Genomic DNA, 18,133 nt, shown 5'->3' with positions numbered 1-18,133 from the left:
GTGGACAGACCACCCTCGGTACCACCGGCCCGCCCGGAGACACGCCTGATACCCCCGGGCGTGCCGACGATCTCGTCGTGCGCCTTCGAACCGGGCACCCGGGCCAGCCCGAAGCCGTCACCGATCTCGACACCCTTGATCGCCTGGATCCCCATCAGCGCACCGGCCAGACGGGCGTCCAGCTTGCGGTCCCAGTGCACATGCGAGCCCAGACCCACCGGCACGCCATAGGCCAGCACCTCGACCACACCACCGAGCGTGTCACCGTCCCTGTGCGCCTGATCCACCTCCGCGACCATCGCCTTCGAGGCATCCGCGTCCAGACAGCGCAACGGGTCGGCATCCAGCCGCTCCACATCGGCCGGCGTCGGGTACACACCCAGCGGAGCCCTCACGGAGCACAGCTCCACGACATGCGAGACGATCTCGACACCGACCGTCTCCTTCAGATACGACCGCGCCACCGCGCCCAGGGCCACCCGGGCGGCCGTCTCCCGCGCCGAGGCACGCTCCAGAATCGGACGGGCCTCGTCGAAACCGTACTTCTGCATCCCCGCCAGGTCGGCGTGACCGGGACGCGGCCGGGTCAGCGGCGCGTTACGGGCCAGACCGGCAAGGATCTCCGGATCGACCGGGTCGGCCGCCATCACCTGCTCCCACTTCGGCCACTCGGTGTTCCCCACCATGATCGCGACCGGGGAACCCAGGGTCAGCCCGTGCCGGACACCGCCCAGGAACGTGACCTCGTCCCGCTCGAACTTCATACGCGCACCACGGCCATAACCGAGCCGCCGCCGCGCCAGATGGTCCGCCACCATCTCCGTGGTGATCGGCACACCGGCGGGAAGCCCCTCCAGCGTCGCGACAAGTGCCGGACCGTGCGACTCCCCCGCGGTCAGCCAACGCAGCCTGCTCAACGGTGCTCCTCAGTGTTCGCGCCCGGTACTGCCCGGCGTACACGCGTCTTCGCGTACGGCGACAGCGCGACCGGGTGCGCGACCCCGGCCCGCCACCTCCGATCCTCCCACGTCCGGGGCCGGAATCCGGTCGCCGGTCCACAAGGCGGACGTGGCGAAGCGATCAGCGGGCGGCGAGGGCCTTCTCGCCGGCGCGGCGCATGGCGTCCAGGGGTGCCGGGGAGCGGCCGGTCATCTGCTCGACCTGCAGCACGGCCTGGTGGACCAGCAGGTCGAGGCCGCTGACCACGGCGCCGCCGAACATGGACCAGCGGGCCGCCAGCTCGGTGGGCCAGGGCTCGTACAGCACGTCGAAGAGGGTGGCGGGGCGCTCGGGTACGGCGGTGGCGAGGGCGTCGGTGGTGCCGGCGGGCGTGGTGGCGATGATCAGTGGGGCGCGCAGCGCCTGCTCGGCGTCCGCCCAGTCCGCCGTACGCACCTCCACGTCGAGCCGCTCGCCCCACTGCCGCATCTCGGCGGCGCGGGCCTCGCTGCGGACGTAGGCGACGACCTCGCCGGTGCAGATCCGGGCGAGGGCGGCGAGCGCGGAGGAGGCCGTGGCGCCGGCGCCGAGGATCGCGGCGGAGTCGACCTGCTCGATGCCGTGCTCGCGCAGGGCGGCCATCATGCCCGGGATGTCCGTGTTGTCGCCGATCCGACGGCCGTCCTCGGCGAAGACGACCGTGTTGACCGCGTCGACGGAGGCGGCCGTCTCGCTGATCTCGTCCACCAACGGGATGACCGCCCGCTTCAGCGGCATGGTCAGCGACAGCCCCGCCCACTCCGGCCCGAGCTTCTCGACGAAGCCGGGCAGTCCGGCCTCGTCCACCTCGAAGCGCTCGTACGACCAGTCGGTGAGCCCGAGTTCGTCGTACGCGGCCCGGTGCAGAACCGGAGAGAGGGAGTGGGCGATGGGCTTACCGAGCACGGCGGCCCGGCGGGCGTCAGTTGCCCGAGCTGGCATCGAACTTGTCCTTGAGTCGCTGGAATTCGGCGAGGGTCTTGGCGAATTCGGTGTTGTTCACTCCGTCGGTCGCCACGAAATACATCCAGCCGTCGTGGGTCGGATTCAGTGCCGCCTTCAGCGCGTCCTCGCCGGGGTTGCCGATCGGACCGGGCGGGAGTCCCTTGTGCCGGTAAGTGTTGTACGGGCTGGTGTTGCTGTTGATCTCCTTGAGGGAGATATGGATGTTGCTGGTGCCCTTGAGGTAGTTGTAGGTCGAGTCGAACTGCAGCAGCTGGTTCGTCTCGGTGTTGGTGGGCTTCAGACGGTTGTAGACCACTTCCGCCATCTTGCGGAAGTCGTCGTGCGTCTTGCCCTCCGCCTGCACCAGGCTCGCTACGGTGACGAGCTCGAACGCGTTCTTCAGGCCCAGGGCCTGGGCCTTCGACGTGAGACCGTAGGCGTCGTACCTGGACTTGGCCTGGGCGACCATCTGCTTCAGGATCGCGTCCGGCTTCATGCCCTTGGCAGCCGGATAGGTGCCCGGGAAGAGGAAGCCTTCCAGCGGGTCCTTGACCTCGCCGCTCTTCTGCGCCCAGGCGGGCATGCCGAGGTTCTTGTATTCCGTCTCGGCGACCTTCTTGGCGGTGCCGTCGGAGAGTTCGAGTTTCTTGTCGATCGCCTCGTAGACGCCCGCGTTGCGCTCGCCCGGCGTCACGATGACATAACTCTGGCTCTTCGGGTCGAGCATCAGTTTCACAGCGCTGGCGGCGGACATCTCCTTTTTCAGGACATATGCGCCGGCCTGGATTCCACCGGCGCCCGGAATGCCGTTCTGCGCATGCACGAAGGCCTCGGCGCTCTTGACGACCCCGGCCTCCTTCAGACGGTTGCCGATGTCCCAGCCGCCCGCGCCCTTGGGAATCTCGACCGTCACGGTCTGGTCGATGCCGTCCCCCGTGTAGTCGGGCGCCGGGGCGAAACGATTTTGGTAGAACTGGTAGCCGTAGTAACCCGCCGTGACGACGCCGCCACCGAGGACCAGGACGACGACCATGCAGGCACAGCCGTTGCGTCGCTTCTGACCCTTCTTGCCGTCTTTCTTCCCTTTGCCGCGCCGGTCGCCGCGGTTCTGGAGCTCGTGCTCCTCGTCGTCATCGTCATCGCCGCTGCCCGTGAAGAAGGGGTGATTCTCCTCCTCGGGCACGTCCTCGGGTTCGGGTTCCGGCTCGGGGCGCCTGCGGCCGGGCGGCACCGGCGGCGGGTAGGCGTCCTCGGTGCCGTAGAAGTCGGGCTGCTGCCCGCCGTAGGCCATGGGCTGCTGGCCGTACGGGTCATTGGGGTCGGCGGCGTACGGCACCTGACCGTGGCCGCCCGCCGCGTCCCAGCCGCCCTGGTGCCGGTACTGCTGCTGGGGGTGGCCGACGTACTGCTGATGGCCCTGTTCGTCGTAGTACGGGTACTGCTCGTGGCCGTACCCGGGGTGCTGCTGCTGGTTCCAGTCGCCGTACTGCGGCTGCTGCGGGTACTGCTGCTGCGGGTACTGCTGCTGCGGCTGGCCGCCGTGGGCAGACTGCTGGCCCATGTTGGCCTGCTGCCCTTCCCATCCGCCGTCCCCGTACAACGGGTCCTGCGGATGCCACGGTTCGGAGCCCGGGCCCCGGCCATACTCAGTCATCGATCCCCTAGAGCCGCGAGGCCGACCGGTCACACGGCCGGTGGGCCCGCTTCCGTTCCGCCTCTTGCTGTGCGCCGACTGTTCGAACACCGACACATCGCGCGGAACGTTACCGTATCGCGATCAGATGACCACTTCGACGCCCTCGCCGGGTGCTTTACCTGACGCTCGTTCGGATTCCAGGGCCTGTTGCAGGATGATGACGGCGGCGGCCTGGTCGATGACCGAGCGGCCCTTCTTCGACTTGACCCCCGAGGCGCGCAGTCCCTGACTGGCCGTCACGGTCGTCATCCGCTCGTCCACCAGGCGCACCGGCACCGGCTTGATGCCCTTGGCCAGCTCCTGGGCGAAGGCGCGGACCTTGACGGCGGCCGGGCCCTCGCCCCCCTTGAGGGAGCGCGGGAGTCCGACGACGACCTCGATCGGCTCGTACTCCTCCACCAGTTGCCTGAGCCGGCGGTGGGCGGCGGGGATGTCCCGGCCGGGGACGGTCTCCACCGGGGTGGCGAGGATCCCGTCGGGGTCGCACGACGCGACCCCGATCCGGGCGTCCCCGACGTCGATCGCGAGTCGACGTCCTCTGCGCATTTCCGACCGTTTCCTTACGTGCCCGTTACTTGGCGGTCTCGGCGACCAGGCGCTCGACGGCGTCCACGGCGTCACCGACAGCGGCGGGGTTCTGACCGCCGCCCTGGGCCACGTCCGGCTTGCCGCCACCGCCGCCGCCGAGGGTCTTGGCGGCCGTGCGGACCAGGTCACCGGCCTTGAGGCCACGCTCGCGGGCGGCCTCGTTGGTGGCGATGACCGTCAGCGGCTTGCCGTTGTTGACGGTGAAGAGGGCGACCACGGCGGCACGTCCGCCCTGGATGCGGCCGCGCACGTCGAGGACCAGCTTGCGCAGGTCGTCGGGGGTCGTACCGTCCGGGACCTGGCCGGTGACGACGGCGACGCCGCGGACGTCCTTGGCGGACTCGGCGAGGCCGGCGGCGGCCTGGAGCACCTTCTCGGCGCGGAACTTCTCGATCTCCTTCTCGGCGTCCTTCAGCTTGCCGAGCATCGAGGAGACCTTCTCCGGCAGCTCCTCCGGGCGACCCTTGAGCAGTTCGGTCAGCTGGTTGACGACCGTGTGCTCACGGGCGAGGAAGTTGTAGGCGTCCACGCCGACCAGGGCCTCGATACGGCGGACACCCGAGCCGATGGAGGACTCGCCGAGCAGCTTCACCAGGCCCAGCTGGGCGGTGTTGTGCACGTGCGTGCCGCCGCACAGCTCCTTGGAGAAGTCGCCGATGGTCACGACGCGGACCCGCTCGCCGTACTTCTCGCCGAACTCGGCGATGGCACCCTGCTTCTTGGCCTCGTCGATGCCCATGATCTCGGCGTGCACGTCGAGGTCGCGGGCGAGCACCTCGTTGATCTTCTGCTCGACGTCGGTCATCACGGCCGTCGGCACGGCGGACGGGGAGCCGAAGTCGAAGCGGAAGCGGCCGGGCTGGTTCTCGGAACCGGCCTGGGCGGCCGTCGGGCCGAGGGCGTCGCGCAGCGCCTGGTGGGTCAGGTGCGTGGCCGAGTGGGCGCGGGCGATGGCCTTGCGACGGCGGTTGTCGATGGAGGCGTGGGCCTTGGCGCCCACGGTGACCTCGCCGACCTGGACGACGCCCTTGTGGACGTACACGCCCGGGACCGGCTTCTGGCAGTCGCGGACCTCGATGACGGCACCGGAGTCGACCTTGATGCGGCCGGTGTCGCCGATCTGGCCGCCGCCCTCGGCGTAGAACGGGGTGCGGTCGAGGACGACCTCGACCTCGTCGCCCTCGGTGGCGGCCGGGGAGGACACGCCGTCCACGAGGATGCCGACGATCGTGGTCTCGCCCTCAGTGTCGGAGTAGCCGATGAAGTCGGTCTCGCCGGCGGCGTCGGCGATCTCGCGGTAGGCGCCCATGTCGGCGTGGCCGGTCTTCTTGGCCTGGGCGTCGGCCTTGGCGCGCTCCCGCTGCTCCTTCATCAGGCGGCGGAAGCCCTCCTCGTCCACGGAGAGGCCCTGCTCGGCGGCCATCTCCAGGGTGAGGTCGATCGGGAAGCCCCAGGTGTCGTGGAGCAGGAAGGCCTTGTCGCCGGCGAGGACCGTGCCACCGGCCTGCTTGGTCTCGGTGACGGCGGTGTCGAGGATGTTGGTGCCGGCCTTCAGCGTCTTGAGGAAGGCGTTCTCCTCGGCGACGGCGACCTTCTCGATGCGCTCGCGGTCGGTGACCAGCTCGGGGTACTGCCGGCCCATCATCCGGATCACGGTGTCCAGGAGGTCCTTGACGACCGGACCGGTGGCGCCCAGCAGCCGCATGTTGCGGATGGCGCGGCGCATGATGCGGCGCAGGACGTAGCCGCGGCCCTCGTTGCCGGGGGTGACGCCGTCGCCGATGAGCATGGTGGCGGTGCGCATGTGGTCGGTGACCACGCGGAGGGACACGTCGGAGTGGTGGGCGTCGCCGTAGCGGACGCCGGTCAGCTCGGTGGCCTTGTTGATGACGGCCATGGAGGTGTCGATCTCGTACATGTTCTGCACGCCCTGCAGAATCATGGCGAGGCGCTCCAGGCCGAGGCCCGTGTCGATGTTCTTGCTCGGCAGCTCACCGAGGATCTCGAAGTTGTCCTTGCCGGTGCCCTCGCCGCGCTCGTACTGCATGAAGACGAGGTTCCAGATCTCCACGTACCGCTCGTCGTTGACGGCGGGGCCGCCCTCGACGCCGAACTCGGGGCCGCGGTCGTAGTTGATCTCGGAGCACGGGCCGCAGGGTCCGGGGACGCCCATGGACCAGTAGTTGTCCTTCATACCCAGGCGCTGGATGCGCTCCTTGGGCACGCCGACGACCTCGTGCCAGATGCGCTCGGCCTCGTCGTCGTCCTTGTAGACGGTGATCCACAGACGCTCGGGGTCGAGGCCGTAACCGCCCTCGTCCTGGGATGAGGTGAGCAGCTCCCAGGCGAGCTTGATGGCGCCTTCCTTGAAGTAGTCGCCGAAGGAGAAGTTGCCGCACATCTGGAAGAACGTGCCGTGCCGCGTGGTCTTGCCGACCTCTTCGATGTCGGGCGTGCGCACGCACTTCTGCACGCTGGTGGCGCGCGGGTACGGCGGCTTGACCTCACCCAGGAAGTAGGGCTTGAAGGGAACCATGCCGGCGGGGACGAGGAGCAGAGTCGGGTCGTCCGCGATGAGCGACGCCGAAGGGACGACGGTGTGCCCGCGCTCCTCGAAGAAGCTCAGCCAGCGGCGGCGAATCTCGGCCGACTCCATCAGTGGTCCTCATTCCGGTTGTACGAGTACATCGGGGCTTCGATGTACTTCGGTGTGCTGCGGTTGCTGCTGCGGTCGTTCTCGATGGCGGTGTGGCGCCGGGGGGCGGGGAGTTCGGGGTTCTCGTGGATCCCGAGGGCCTCCTCCAGCTCGGACTCCCGCTGGGCCATGTTGTCGCGGACGTCGAGCGCGAAGCCCACCGCGCGGTCCTTCAGGCGCTGACCGGTCTCCAGGGCCTTGTTCGCCGCCGTAGCGGCGAGGCTCTCCGGGGTCAGCTGCTTGAGCTTGCGGTTGACCTTGGTGGTCGCCCACACACCGGCGGCGACACCGGTGGTGAACCAGAACGTACGGCGGAACATCGCTCGGTCTCAGTCCTTACTTCCGCTTGCGTCGTGCGGCAGGGACCGTGCGGCCCACGATCACGGTACGCCGGGGCGCCTTAGCGGGCACGTCCTCCTTGCGGCCGCCCAGCGCCCTGCGGACGCCGTAGCCGAACGCCGCGACCTTGACCAGCGGGCCGCCGAAGGTGGAGGCGACCGTGGTGGACAGCGCGGAGGCGTTCGACGTGACCTCCTGGACGTCGGAGGCGATCGCGTCGACGCGGTCGATCTGGGTCTGCGCGGACCGCACCGCCTGGGAGGCGTCGGCGAGCAGCGGGACAGCCTGGTCGGTCACGTCCGCCACCAGCTTGGTGGTCGCCTTGAGCGTCTGGGCCAGCCTCGCGAGAGCCACCGCGAGGAAGGAGACCAGGATCGCCCAGAAGACGGCCACCAGGATCCCGGCCACCTCTCCACCGGACACTGTGCGCACCCGCTCCCTGAAACGTGCCTCACCATCGAAAAAGTCGTGTCCGAGCCTATCGCGCCGTGGCCAGGGCTCCGTACCGGATTACCGGGCGGCGGGGACGGAGTCGCGGGAAGCGATTGTACGCACTGAACACGGTTCAGTACGCTCCGTGTCCCATGCGAGGTCCTCAGCGCCCAGATCCCCTCTCCGCCGGCGATCCGCCCCTGGAACTGACCACGTTCGTCGGGCGCCAGGCGGAACTCGAGGAGTTGGCGGACCTGCTCGGCGTGGCGCGGCTGGTGACCGTGACCGGGGTCGGCGGTGTCGGCAAGTCCCGGCTGGCCGCGCGGCTCGTCGCCGGATGGGCCGACGGGTCCGGGCGCGTCGAGCTGGCGCCGGTGCGCGCTGCGCAGTTCGTGGAGTACGCGGTGGCGGAGGCGCTGGGGTTGACCGACCACACCGCCGACGCGGGCCGGCTGCGCAGGCGGCACCGGGACTGGTACCTGGGCCTGGCGACCTGATGCGAGCTGGACTGGTTCTCGCCCCGTCAGGGCGAGGTCGCCGCGCGGGTCGAGGCGGAGCTGCCCAATCTGCGGGCTGCGCTGGAGTTCTGTCTGACCGAGCCGGAGGAGGCCCATCTCGGCCAGTACCTCGCGGGGTCGCTGTGGTTCTGCTGGGTCGGCTGCGGGCGGCTCGCGGAGGGCCGCCGCTGGCTGGCGCGCAGCGTGGAGCTGGAGTCGGAGTACGACCAGTCGCGGCTGAAGGCGCTGTGGGTCCTCGGTTATGTGGCGATCCTCCAGGGCGACACCGTGCCGGCGCTTGCGGCGCTGCGGGAGTGCCGGGAGCAGGCCGAGCGGGTCGCGGATCCGGCGACGGCGGCGTACGCCGAGCACCGCACCGGCTGTCTGGCGCTGGTCACCGATGACATGGCCCGTGCAGAAACGCTGCTGCGGTCGGCGCTGGACCGCTATCAGGAGATCGGCGAACTCAGCAGCAACGTGCTGATGGGCCAGGTGGAGCTGGCGATGGCACGCGCCTTCCAGGGGGACCTGCCGGACGCGGTACGGCTGTGCGAGGACGTGCGCCGGGTGTGCGAGGACCACGGGGAGCGCTGGGCCCGCTCCTATGCGCTCTATGTGCTGGCGTACGCGGCCTGGCGGGAAGGCGTCCAGGACACGGCGCGCGAGCTGCTCTCGGACTGTCTGCGTAACGCCCACGCCTTCCACGACCTGCTCGGTTCGGTGCTGTCGATGGAGCTGCTGGCACTGGTGACGGCGGCCCAGGGCGATCCGGCCGAGGCGGCGCTGCTGCAGGGGGCGGCGGCCCGGATGTGGCCCTCCGTGGGGCTGCCCCTGTTCGGCTCGGCGTACTACAACGCCCCGCACGAGCAGTGCGAGGCCATCGCGCGGCAGGCACTGGGGGATGCCCGGTACGAGCAGTGTGTGGGGGAAGGGGCCCGGCTGGACCGCGCGACGGCGGTGGACCGAGCGCTGGGGCGAGGCGCGATACAGCCGCTGGACGGGCTGCCGACTCCACGGGGACCGGTGCCCCAGGGCGGCGGGGGCGCGAGCCGCCCCGAAGCCACTGAGCGCGCCGCCGACTCCACGCGGGGCTCACGCGCCCCCTAGGGCGCCCGCACCGTCCGAACCACCGGACCTGCCTGCAACGTGACGGAGCCGGGAAGCACAAACCCGCCGCCTCGCCCGCCCGACAGGACCGGGCGGGGAGACGGCGGGCTGAAGTATTACGCCGTGGCTGGGGTCAGCGGGCGTAGTACTCGACGACGAGCTGCTCGTCGCAGATGACCGGAACTTCCTTGCGGTTCGGCTCGCGGTCCAGGCGGAACGCCAGGGCCTTGAGGTTCACCTGCAGGTAGCGCGGGGTCTCACCCTCGGGGGCGAAGCCACCCTCACGGGCGATCTGGAAGAGCGTCTTGTCCTTGGAGCGGTCGCGGACCTGCACGACGTCGTCCGGACGGACACGGAAGGACGGCTTGTCGACCTTCTGGCCGTTGACCTGGATGTGGCCGTGGACGACCATCTGACGGGCCTGGTAGATGGTGCGGGCGATGCCCGAACGCAGGACCAGGGCGTCGAGACGGCGCTCGAGCTCCACGATCAGGGCCTCGCCGGTCTTGCCCTGAACCTTGGACGCGCGCTCGTAGGCGCGGACCAGCTGGCGCTCGGAGATGTCGTACTGCGCGCGCAGACGCTGCTTCTCCAGCAGACGGACCTTGTAGTCCGAGTTCTGCTTGCGGCCGCGGCCGTGCTCACCCGGCGGGTAGGGGCGGGCCTCGAAGTACTTGACGGCCTTCGGGGTCAGCGCGATGCCGAGGGCACGCGACTTCTTGACCTTGGGGCGGGACTGGTTCGCCACTGTCTCAATCTCTTTCGTAGTTTTCGGCTCGTCAGGGTTAGGGAGGTCGCATCCGCAGCCGGGAAAACCCGCCGGGTCCTTGCGGGACCTGCCGGGCAGCCGCTTCCCTGGTCTGGGCACATACATGCAGCACGCGAGTGGCCCACCGACCGTCCCGGAGCTCCGGGTGGTGGTGGGCTGCCCGCGACACCGTTCGACGGTGCGCGACGCTCCTGGAACATCACGACCTCGCGGCCGTGGGTTCCGGCTGGGTGTCCCGCTCTGACTGCACGGGACTCAGCACTTCGGGCAAGTCTACAGGGCGCTCACGACCGCCTGCGACCGAGGTGCTTCCGGGTCCACTCCACCGCGTCCGCGTACCGCGCCTCGGCGCCGTGCCGGCCCGGGGTGTAGTACTCGCGGTCCTTCAGCGCGTCCGGGGCGTACTGCTGCTGGGCGATGCCCTCGGGCAGGTCGTGCGGGTACACATAGCCCTGCGCGTGGCCCAGCTTGGCGGCGCCCTTGTAGTGCCCGTCGCGCAGGTGCGGCGGGACCGGGCCGGCCAGGCCCTTGCGGACGTCCTCCATGGCTGCGCCGATGGCGGTGGTCGCCGAGTTGGACTTGGGGGCGAGCGCGAGGGCGATGGTGGCGTGGCTGAGGGTGAGGGCGGCCTCCGGGAAGCCGATCATCGCGACGGCCTGGGCCGCGGCGACGGCGATGGGCAGGGCGCCCGGGTCGGCCAGGCCGATGTCCTCGCTGGCGGAGATCATCAGGCGGCGGGCGATGAAGCGGGGGTCCTCGCCGGCCTCGATCATGCGGGCCAGGTAGTGCAGGGCCGCGTCGACGTCGGAGCCGCGGATGGACTTGATAAGGGCGCTGGCGACGTCGTAGTGCTGGTCGCCGTCGCGGTCGTACTTCACCGCCGCCCGGTCGACCGTCTGCTCCAGCGTCTCCAGGCCGATCTCGCTCTCGCCCTTGTCCAGGGCGGCTCCGGCGGCGGCCTCCAGGGCGGTGAGGGCCCGGCGGGCGTCGCCGCCGGCGATGCGCACCAGGTGCTCCTGAGTGTCCTCGGGGAGGCCGACGGAGTCCTTCAGGCCGCGCTCGTCGGTCAGGGCGCGCCCCAGCAGGCCGCGGATGTCGTCGTCGGTGAGCGGTTCGAGCGTCAGCAGCAGCGAACGGGACAGCAGGGGCGAGATCACCGAGAAGTACGGGTTCTCCGTGGTGGCCGCGATCAGGGTCACCCAGCGGTTCTCGACCGCCGGGAGCAGGGAGTCCTGCTGGGCCTTGCTGAAGCGGTGGATCTCGTCCAGGAAGAGGACGGTCTCCTTGCCGAAGCCGCCGGTGGCGCGGCGGGCGCCGTCGATGACCGCGCGGACCTCCTTGACGCCCGCGGTGATCGCGGACAGCTCCACGAACCGCTTGTTCGTCGCCTTGGAGACGACGTACGCCAGGGTGGTCTTGCCGGTGCCGGGCGGGCCCCAGAGGATCACCGAGGACGGTCCGGCCGGGCCCCCGGAGCCCTCGCCGACCAGCCGGCGCAGCGGGGAGCCGGGCCCCAGCAGATGCTGCTGGCCCACGACCTCGTCGAGACTGCGCGGGCGCATCCGCACGGCCAGGGGGCTGGCTGCCGGGTCCTTCTCCTGGCGTTCTTCCGCTGCGGCGGTGAAGAGGTCGGGTTCCACGTCCGAAACCCTAAATCACCGCACCGACAACGCGGCCGGGCCCGGGGTCAGGCCCAGAGCTGGCTGCCCCAGCGGGTCAGGATCAGCATGGCGATGATGCCGCAGTGCGTGACCGGCACCACCCAGGTGAACTCGCCGAAGAAGGACTTCAGCCAGCGCGGGGCCGGCAGGAAGTCGTTGCGGACGTTGAACGAGGTCACGTACCAGAACATGGTGATCGTGGCGACCCAGGCCAGTGAGCACCACAGGCACAGCGCGTTGATCCGGTACAGGGACTGGAACTGCAGCCAGGTGACGAAACAGACACCGAAGAGCGTGCCGAAGTTGAAGGTCAGCCAGTACCAGCGCGGGAAGCGGGCGCGGGCCAGCAGGCTCATGCCGACGCAGATCACGATGCCGTAGCAGACCAGGCCGAGCATGGGGTTCGGGAAGCCGAAGACGGCCGCCTGCTTGCTCTCCATGACGCTGCCGCAGGAGACGACCGGGTTCACGCTGCAGCCGGGCGTGAAGGTCTTGCCCGCGACCTTGGCCTCGAGGATCTTGAACTTGTCGATCGTGATGACCCAGGCGGCCAGCAGTCCGGCCGCCCCGGTGATCACGAGCAGCAGGGCGAAGGCACGGCTGCCGCCCACCGCGCGCGGGGCGTCGGCGGCACGCTCGGGACCCGACTCCGTGGAGACGTTGACTGTCGTCTTGCTCATCACGCCGATTCCGTCACTTGAGAGCTGGACCATCTTCGGGCACGGTTCATTGTGCCGCACGTACGTGTGTGTCCACCGTTCGGTGGACACAAGGAGGTACGCACGGTGGTCACGGATCGTTCGGTTCCGGCCGATGCTCGGGGGCATGACAACACACGCGATCGAACTCGCGGTGGACGTCCGGGGGCTGCGCAAGCGGTACGGGGACGTGACCGCGGTGGACGGGCTCGACCTCGGCATCCGGCGCGGTGAGGTGTTCGGCCTGCTCGGGCCCAACGGCGCCGGCAAGAGCACCACGGTGGAGATCCTCCAGGGCAACCGGGAACGGGACGGGGGCGAGGTGTCCGTCCTCGGCTCCGACCCGGCGAGGGGCACGCGGGCGTGGAGATCACGTGTGGGAATCGTCTGGCAGGACGAACCGGCGCCCGCGGAGTTGACGGTCCGCGAGACCGTACGGCACTTCGCCCGCTACTACCCGCGCCCACGCCACCCCGAGGAGGTCATCCGCCTGGTCGGCCTGGAGGCGAGGGCGAACAGCCGGATCAAGGCCCTCTCCGGCGGCCAGCGGCGCCGCCTCGACGTGGCGCTCGGCGTGATCGGCGATCCCGAGCTGCTGCTCCTGGACGAGCCGACCACCGGCTTCGACCCGGCCGCCCGGCGGCAGTTCTGGGACCTGATCCGGCTGCTCGCCGACGAGGGCACGACGATCCTGCTCACCACGCACTACCTGGAGGAGGCCGAGGCCCTAGCGGACCGGCTCGCCGTGGTCGCGAGGGGCCGGGTGGTCGCCGTGGGCCGGCCCGGTGAGCTGCGCGAACGGTACGGCACCGAGGCCACCGTCAGGTGGGCGGAACGCGACGGCTCCCCGCGCACGGAACTCACCGACACACCGACGAGGACGATCGCGGGTCTGTTGAACCGCTTCGACGGCGAGATACCGGGACTGACCGTTACCCGCCCCACCCTGGAGGACGTCTACCTCCGGCTGACCGGCCAGGAGGCCGCCCGATGACCACGACCGCCGTGCGGGCCACCGCCCGCGAGTCCGCCGGGCCGGTCCCCGGCGGCTGGACGATCGGGCTGCTGCGCGGCGCCCTGGAGATCAAACAGTTCTTCCGGCTGCGCGACCAGGTGGTGTTCACCTTCTCCTTCCCCGTGGTGTTCCTGTTCCTGTTCGCGTCGATCTTCCGCGACCACGTCGGGCACACCGGCGTCACCGCCTCCCAGCTGTATGTTCCCGCGATGATGGCCTCCGGGATCATGTCGACGAGCTTCCAGTCGCTCGGCATCTCCATCGCCGTGGAACGGGACGAGAAGGTGCTGCGGCGGCTGCGGGGCACGCCGATGCCGCCCGCGGCCTATTTCCTGGGCAAGATCTGGCTGGTTCTGTTCACCGGTGTCCTGGAGACCGCGGTCCTGCTGGCCGTCGGCACGGTGTTCTACGGCGTCCACCTGCCGTCCGACCCCGGCCGCTGGTTCGACTTCGCCTGGATCTTCGCGCTGGGCCTGACCGCGTGCGCGCTGCTCGGTATCGCCGTCAGCTCGGTGCCGAAGTCGGCGAAGAGCGCCAGCTCCGTCGTCGTACTCCCCTTCCTGGTCCTGCAGTTCGTCTCCGGGGTCTACATCGCCGTCGGCACCATCCCCGGCTGGATGCTCGACTTCGGCGCCCTCTTCCCGCTGAAGTGGATGTGCCAGGGGCTGCGGGGTGTGTTCCTGCCGGACTCGGCGAAGGTCCTGGAGCAGGCGCACGCCTGGGAGTTCGGGCGGATCGCGCTGGTGCTGGCCGCCTGGTGCGTCGGAGGATTGGTGCTGTGCTTGCTGACCTTCCGGTGGAAGAACCGGCGCGACGGGTGAAGGGTGACAGGGCCCGCGGAGTCCACGCCTGGGACCGTTCGTTCCTGCTCTGGGACGTGTACTTCGCTGTGGCCTGGCTGGCCACGCAGACCATGCTGCTGGGCGCCGAGCATCCGGAGTGGTGGGTCCGGGCCGTCGCGGCCGGGCTTCTCGTGCCGCTGGTGCCCTGGTACGCGGTCGTGGGGCGCCGGCTCCTCGGCGAGGACCCGCCGGACGAGCGCCGCGCCCGGTACTACCTGGCCGGGGCGCTGGCCCTGTTCCTGCCGTCCGCGGTGCTGGCCGGTGAGACCCGGATCCTGGCCTTCACCCTGATCCCCCAGTGCTTCATGACTCTGCGCATGCGCGACGCGCTGATCGCGGTGACCGTGACCAACGTGGTCCCGGTCGCGGGCTGGGCCCTGCTGTGGCGGCCGGGCGGCGAGGATCTGCTGGTCAACACGCTGTCCGCCCTGGTGACCCTGGTGTTCTCGGCGGTCGTCGGTGGCTGGATCATCCGGATCATCGAGCAGAGCCTGGAACGGGCCGAGCTGATCGCCGAGTTGGACGCCAGTCGGCACGAGATCTCCCGGCTGTCGGCCGCGCACGGCGCCCTCGCCGAACGCGAGCGGCTGGCCCGGGAGATCCACGACACCCTCGCGCAGGGCTTCACCAGCCTGCTGATGCTGGTCCAGGCCGTGGACGCCGAGTTGGACGCCGCCCCCGCGCAGGCCCGTCGCCACCTCGCCCTGATGGACGAGACGGCCCGCCGTAACCTCGCCGAGGCCCGTGCCCTGGTCGCCGGGGGCGCGCCCGCCGACCTGGCGGGAGCCTCGCTGCCGGACGCGCTGGACCGCCTGGCCGCGCGGCACGAGGCGACGCTGGAGGTGACCGGCCCGGTGCGCATGCTGCCCGCGGGCGTGGAGGTGGTGGCCCTGCGCGCCTGCCAGGAGGCCCTGACCAACTCCCGGAAGCACGCCGGGAGTTCGACACGGGCCGAGGTACGGCTCGGCTACGCCGGCGAGACGCTGACCGTCTCCGTCCGCGACGACGGCTGCGGTTTCCACCCGGCCGCCGTGTCGAGCGGATACGGTCTGGCGGGGCTGCGCGCCCGCGCCGCCGAGGTGGGCGGCACGGCGTCGGTGCGCAGCGCACCCGGCGACGGTACGACGGTGACCGTACGCCTGCCCGTCCCCGCCGCCGTGGCTTCCGCCGTGAGGAGTCGGACCCCGTGATCCGGATCGTCCTGGCCGACGACCACCCCGTCGTACGGGAGGGACTGCGCGCCATGCTGAGCGCCGAGCCGGACCTCGAGGTGGTCGGCGACGCGGCGAGCGGGCCGCAGGCGGAGGCGCTGGCGGCCGAGCTGCGGCCCGACATCGTGCTGATGGACCTGCGGATGCCGGGCGGCGGAGGTGTGGACTCGATCGTGCGGATGACCGCGGCCGGGCTGCCGTCCCGGGTGATCGTGCTGACGACCTACGAGACGGACCGGGACATCCTGCGCGCCGTGGAGGCGGGCGCCGCGGGCTATCTGCTCAAGGACCTGCCCCGGCGGGAACTGGCGGACGCGGTACGGGCCGCTGCGCGGGGCGAGACCGTGCTGGCCCCGTCGGTCGCGGCGCGCCTGGTGGACCAGCTCCGCACCAAGCCGGAGCGGCCCCGGCTGTCCGACCGCGAGACGGCGGTCCTCCGCCTGGTGGCCGACGGCTGCACCAACGCCGAGATCGGGCGCCGGTTGTTCATCGGCGAGTCGACCGTGAAGACCCATCTGCTGCGGATCTTCGGCAAGTTGGGAGTCGCCGACCGCACCGCGGCGGTCACCAGCGCGATGCGGTACGGCTTGCTGGAACAGTGAGAGGGCGCCGGGAGTGCCCGGCGCCCTCGTGTCGTCGCGCGACTCAGCCGAGCCGGGACTCCAGTTCCGCCACGATCTCGTTGACACCGATCGCCGTCTGCTCGCCGGAGTCCATGTCCTTGAGCTGGACGACGCCCTCGGCGAGGTCGCGTTCGCCGGCCACGAGCGTGTAGCGGGCGCCGCTGCGGTTGGCGTTCTTCATGGCGCCCTTCAGGCCCTTGCCGCCGTACGCGAAGTCCGCCGAGATGCCGACCTTGCGCAGTTCGGTGACCTTCGCGAACAGCACCCGGCGGGCCTCCTCGCCGAGCGGGACGGCGTACACCGACGTCGTGGACGGCAGGTCCAGCTCCACGCCCTCCGCCTCCAGGGCGAGGACCGTGCGGTCGACACCGAGGGCCCAGCCGACCGACGGCAGCGCGGGGCCGCCGATCATCTCGGACAGTCCGTCGTAGCGGCCGCCGCCGCCCACCGCGGACTGCGAGCCCAGGCCGTCGTGCACGAACTCGAAGGTGGTACGGGTGTAGTAGTCCAGGCCGCGCACCAGCTTCGGGTCGTCCTCGAAGGAGACGCCCGCCGCGGTGATCAGCTCACGGACCTCCTCGTGGTACGCCTTGCAGGCGTCGCACAGGTAGTCGCGGAGGAGCGGCGCGCCGGTCAGCTGCTTCTGGACCGACTCGCGCTTGTCGTCGAGGACCCGGAGCGGGTTGATGTCGACACGGCTGCGGGTGTCCTCGTCCAGGTCCAGGCCGCGCAGGAAGTCCTGCAGCGCGGCCCGGTACACCGGGCGGCACTCCTTGTCGCCCAGGCTGTTCAGCAGGATCCGGAAGTCGCGCAGGCCCAGCGAGCGGTACGCCTGGTCCGCGAGGATGATCAGCTCCGCGTCCAGCGCCGGATCCTCCGCGCCGATCGCCTCGGCGCCGACCTGGGAGAAGTGCCGGTAGCGGCCCTTCTGCGGGCGCTCGTAGCGGTACTGCGAGCCCGAGTACCAGACCTTCACCGGGAGATTGCCCGTCTTGTACAGGTTGGCCTCGAGGACCGCGCGCAGCACGGGTGCGGTCGTCTCCGGGCGCAGGGCCAGCCTGTCACCGCCCTTCGTCTCGAAGACGTACATCTCCTTCGTCACGATGTCGGTGGACTCACCGACGCCACGCGCGAACAGCTCCACGTTCTCGAAACCGGGCGTCTCGATGTAGCCGTAGCCGGAGCTCCTGAGCGGCGCGGCGATCGCCTCGCGCACGGCGAGGAACTTCGCGCTGTCCGGCGGGATCAGGTCGTACGTGCCCTTGGGGGCCTTGAAAGTGCTCACGGAATTCTCTCGTCACATTCCTCGTCGGGGAGCCGCGGAGGCTCCCTGGCCGGCCGCCAACTGCCGCAGATAGGGGTTGGTGGCGCGCTCCTGGCCGATGGTCGTCTGGGGGCCGTGACCGGACAGCACCACGGTGGAGTCGTCGAGCGGCAGGCACACACGGGCCAGCGACTCGAGCATGTCCGCCATGGATCCGCCCGGCAGGTCGGTGCGTCCGATGGAGCCGGCGAACAGCAGATCCCCGGAGAAGAACACCGACGGGATGTCGGCGGTCTCGGGCATCCGGAAGGTCACCGACCCCTTGGTATGGCCCGGCGCGTGCGCGACGGAGAACTCCAGACCGGCCAGTTCGAGGGTGGTGCCGTTCGCGAGCTCGCGGACGTCGTCCGGCTCCCCCACGGTCAGCTCGCCCATCAGGGGCATTCCGATGGACCGGCCGAGCGACTTCTCGGGGTCGGTCATCATGTACCGGTCCTCGGGGTGGATCCAGGCCGGCACGTCGTGCGCGCCGCAGACCGGGACGACCGAGGCCACGTGATCGATGTGCCCGTGGGTGAGGACGACGGCGACGGGCTTGAGCCGATGCTTCTTCAGTGCTTCCTCGACGCCTTCGGCGGCCTGGTGGCCAGGGTCGATGATCACGCACTCCTCACCGGCGGCGGGGGCGACGAGATAACAGTTCGTCCCCCAGGCCCCGGCGGGGAACCCGGCAATGAGCACGATCGTCCTTCGTTGTGTCGATACGGGTGACC

At 70.3% G+C, this 18,133-nt stretch carries 16 protein-coding genes and 1 pseudogene; 5 read left to right on the top strand and 12 right to left on the bottom strand.

All coding sequences use genetic code 11. From position 1 onward, the window contains the following. From aroC to AB0M27_RS03705, 7 genes are all read right to left on the bottom strand, one after another. Positions 1–917: chorismate synthase (gene aroC, locus AB0M27_RS03735; protein ID WP_365717504.1), on the bottom strand; the 917-nt coding region annotated here is incomplete at its 3' end. A 163-nt stretch (positions 918–1,080) separates the two neighbouring features. Continuing rightward, positions 1,081–1,920 (bottom strand): shikimate dehydrogenase, encoded by an 840-nt coding sequence (locus AB0M27_RS03730; protein WP_365717502.1) that lies wholly within the window; start codon positions 1,918–1,920, stop codon positions 1,081–1,083. Then, positions 1,901–3,577, bottom strand: a complete 1,677-nt coding sequence (gene mltG, locus AB0M27_RS03725; protein ID WP_365717500.1) for an endolytic transglycosylase MltG — start codon at positions 3,575–3,577, stop codon at positions 1,901–1,903. The genes AB0M27_RS03730 and mltG overlap by 20 nt, the downstream gene beginning before the upstream one ends. 123 nt (positions 3,578–3,700) lie before the next feature. Next, entirely contained in the window at positions 3,701–4,165 is a 465-nt protein-coding gene (ruvX, locus tag AB0M27_RS03720; protein WP_365717498.1) for a Holliday junction resolvase RuvX, read from the bottom strand. Between the two features lie 25 nt (positions 4,166–4,190). After that, positions 4,191–6,863, bottom strand: coding sequence for an alanine--tRNA ligase (gene alaS, locus AB0M27_RS03715; RefSeq protein WP_365717496.1), 2,673 nt, complete (start codon positions 6,861–6,863; stop codon positions 4,191–4,193). After that, a complete protein-coding gene (locus AB0M27_RS03710; RefSeq protein ID WP_365717494.1) occupies positions 6,863–7,222 on the bottom strand; it encodes a hypothetical protein in 360 nt (119 codons plus the stop codon). The genes alaS and AB0M27_RS03710 overlap by 1 nt, the downstream gene beginning before the upstream one ends. A 16-nt stretch (positions 7,223–7,238) precedes the next feature. Next, complete coding sequence (locus tag AB0M27_RS03705; RefSeq protein WP_209438828.1) at positions 7,239–7,673, bottom strand: DUF948 domain-containing protein; 435 nt, start codon at positions 7,671–7,673, stop codon at positions 7,239–7,241. A gap of 152 nt (positions 7,674–7,825) precedes the next feature. On the opposite strand from AB0M27_RS03705, the pseudogene AB0M27_RS03700 reads away from it, so the two are divergent. Further along, positions 7,826–9,277: pseudogene (locus AB0M27_RS03700) on the top strand (hypothetical protein). A 133-nt stretch (positions 9,278–9,410) separates the two neighbouring features. On the opposite strand, the gene rpsD reads toward AB0M27_RS03700, so the two are convergent. The 3 genes from rpsD to AB0M27_RS03685 form a co-directional block, all read right to left on the bottom strand. After that, on the bottom strand, positions 9,411–10,025 hold the full coding sequence (gene rpsD, locus AB0M27_RS03695) for a 30S ribosomal protein S4 (protein WP_228618885.1): 615 nt from the start codon (positions 10,023–10,025) through the stop codon (positions 9,411–9,413). Positions 10,026–10,330: 305 nt separating this feature from the next. After that, positions 10,331–11,686 (bottom strand): replication-associated recombination protein A, encoded by a 1,356-nt coding sequence (locus tag AB0M27_RS03690; RefSeq protein ID WP_365717491.1) that lies wholly within the window; start codon positions 11,684–11,686, stop codon positions 10,331–10,333. A gap of 47 nt (positions 11,687–11,733) precedes the next feature. Beyond that, complete coding sequence (locus AB0M27_RS03685; protein ID WP_365717489.1) at positions 11,734–12,387, bottom strand: vitamin K epoxide reductase family protein; 654 nt, start codon at positions 12,385–12,387, stop codon at positions 11,734–11,736. A gap of 145 nt (positions 12,388–12,532) precedes the next feature. Here AB0M27_RS03685 and AB0M27_RS03680 point away from each other — a divergent pair, with 145 nt between their 5' ends. From AB0M27_RS03680 to AB0M27_RS03665, 4 genes are read left to right on the top strand one after another with little or no spacing between them, the layout of a single operon-like run. Beyond that, on the top strand, positions 12,533–13,399 hold the full coding sequence (locus AB0M27_RS03680) for an ABC transporter ATP-binding protein (protein WP_365717487.1): 867 nt from the start codon (positions 12,533–12,535) through the stop codon (positions 13,397–13,399). Then, positions 13,396–14,241, top strand: coding sequence for an ABC transporter permease (locus tag AB0M27_RS03675; RefSeq protein ID WP_365717485.1), 846 nt, complete (start codon positions 13,396–13,398; stop codon positions 14,239–14,241). Before AB0M27_RS03680 ends, AB0M27_RS03675 begins: the two co-directional genes overlap by 4 nt. Beyond that, positions 14,238–15,452 (top strand): sensor histidine kinase, encoded by a 1,215-nt coding sequence (locus AB0M27_RS03670; RefSeq protein WP_365717483.1) that lies wholly within the window; start codon positions 14,238–14,240, stop codon positions 15,450–15,452. Before AB0M27_RS03675 ends, AB0M27_RS03670 begins: the two co-directional genes overlap by 4 nt. Further along, on the top strand, positions 15,449–16,075 hold the full coding sequence (locus AB0M27_RS03665; protein WP_365717481.1) for a response regulator transcription factor: 627 nt from the start codon (positions 15,449–15,451) through the stop codon (positions 16,073–16,075). Before AB0M27_RS03670 ends, AB0M27_RS03665 begins: the two co-directional genes overlap by 4 nt. Before the next feature lie 43 nt (positions 16,076–16,118). Here the strand turns inward: AB0M27_RS03665 and hisS are convergent, their stop codons facing one another. Continuing rightward, entirely contained in the window at positions 16,119–17,381 is a 1,263-nt protein-coding gene (hisS, locus tag AB0M27_RS03660) for a histidine--tRNA ligase (protein WP_365717479.1), read from the bottom strand. A 12-nt stretch (positions 17,382–17,393) separates the two neighbouring features. Beyond that, positions 17,394–18,101, bottom strand: coding sequence for an MBL fold metallo-hydrolase (locus AB0M27_RS03655; protein WP_365717477.1), 708 nt, complete (start codon positions 18,099–18,101; stop codon positions 17,394–17,396). Positions 18,102–18,133 lie beyond the last annotated feature (32 nt).

Origin of the sequence: Streptomyces sp. NPDC052107, assembly GCF_040680215.1 — a bacterium.
Taxonomy (GTDB): Bacteria; Actinomycetota; Actinomycetes; order Streptomycetales; family Streptomycetaceae; genus Streptomyces.
This window is presented reverse-complemented; position numbering and strand designations above follow the sequence as displayed.

Bases quoted from the DNA above. Each gene is read 5' to 3' on its own strand.
- AB0M27_RS03730 (WP_365717502.1), bottom strand. From the start codon at position 1,920: ATGCCAGCTCGGGCAACTGACGCCCGCCGGGCCGCCGTGCTCGGTAAG.
- mltG (WP_365717500.1), bottom strand. From the start codon at position 3,577: ATGACTGAGTATGGCCGGGGCCCGGGCTCCGAACCGTGGCATCCGCAG.
- ruvX (WP_365717498.1), bottom strand. From the start codon at position 4,165: ATGCGCAGAGGACGTCGACTCGCGATCGACGTCGGGGACGCCCGGATC.
- alaS (WP_365717496.1), bottom strand. From the start codon at position 6,863: ATGGAGTCGGCCGAGATTCGCCGCCGCTGGCTGAGCTTCTTCGAGGAG.
- AB0M27_RS03710 (WP_365717494.1), bottom strand. From the start codon at position 7,222: ATGTTCCGCCGTACGTTCTGGTTCACCACCGGTGTCGCCGCCGGTGTG.
- AB0M27_RS03685 (WP_365717489.1), bottom strand. From the start codon at position 12,387: ATGAGCAAGACGACAGTCAACGTCTCCACGGAGTCGGGTCCCGAGCGT.
- AB0M27_RS03680 (WP_365717487.1), top strand. From the start codon at position 12,533: ATGACAACACACGCGATCGAACTCGCGGTGGACGTCCGGGGGCTGCGC.
- AB0M27_RS03675 (WP_365717485.1), top strand. From the start codon at position 13,396: ATGACCACGACCGCCGTGCGGGCCACCGCCCGCGAGTCCGCCGGGCCG.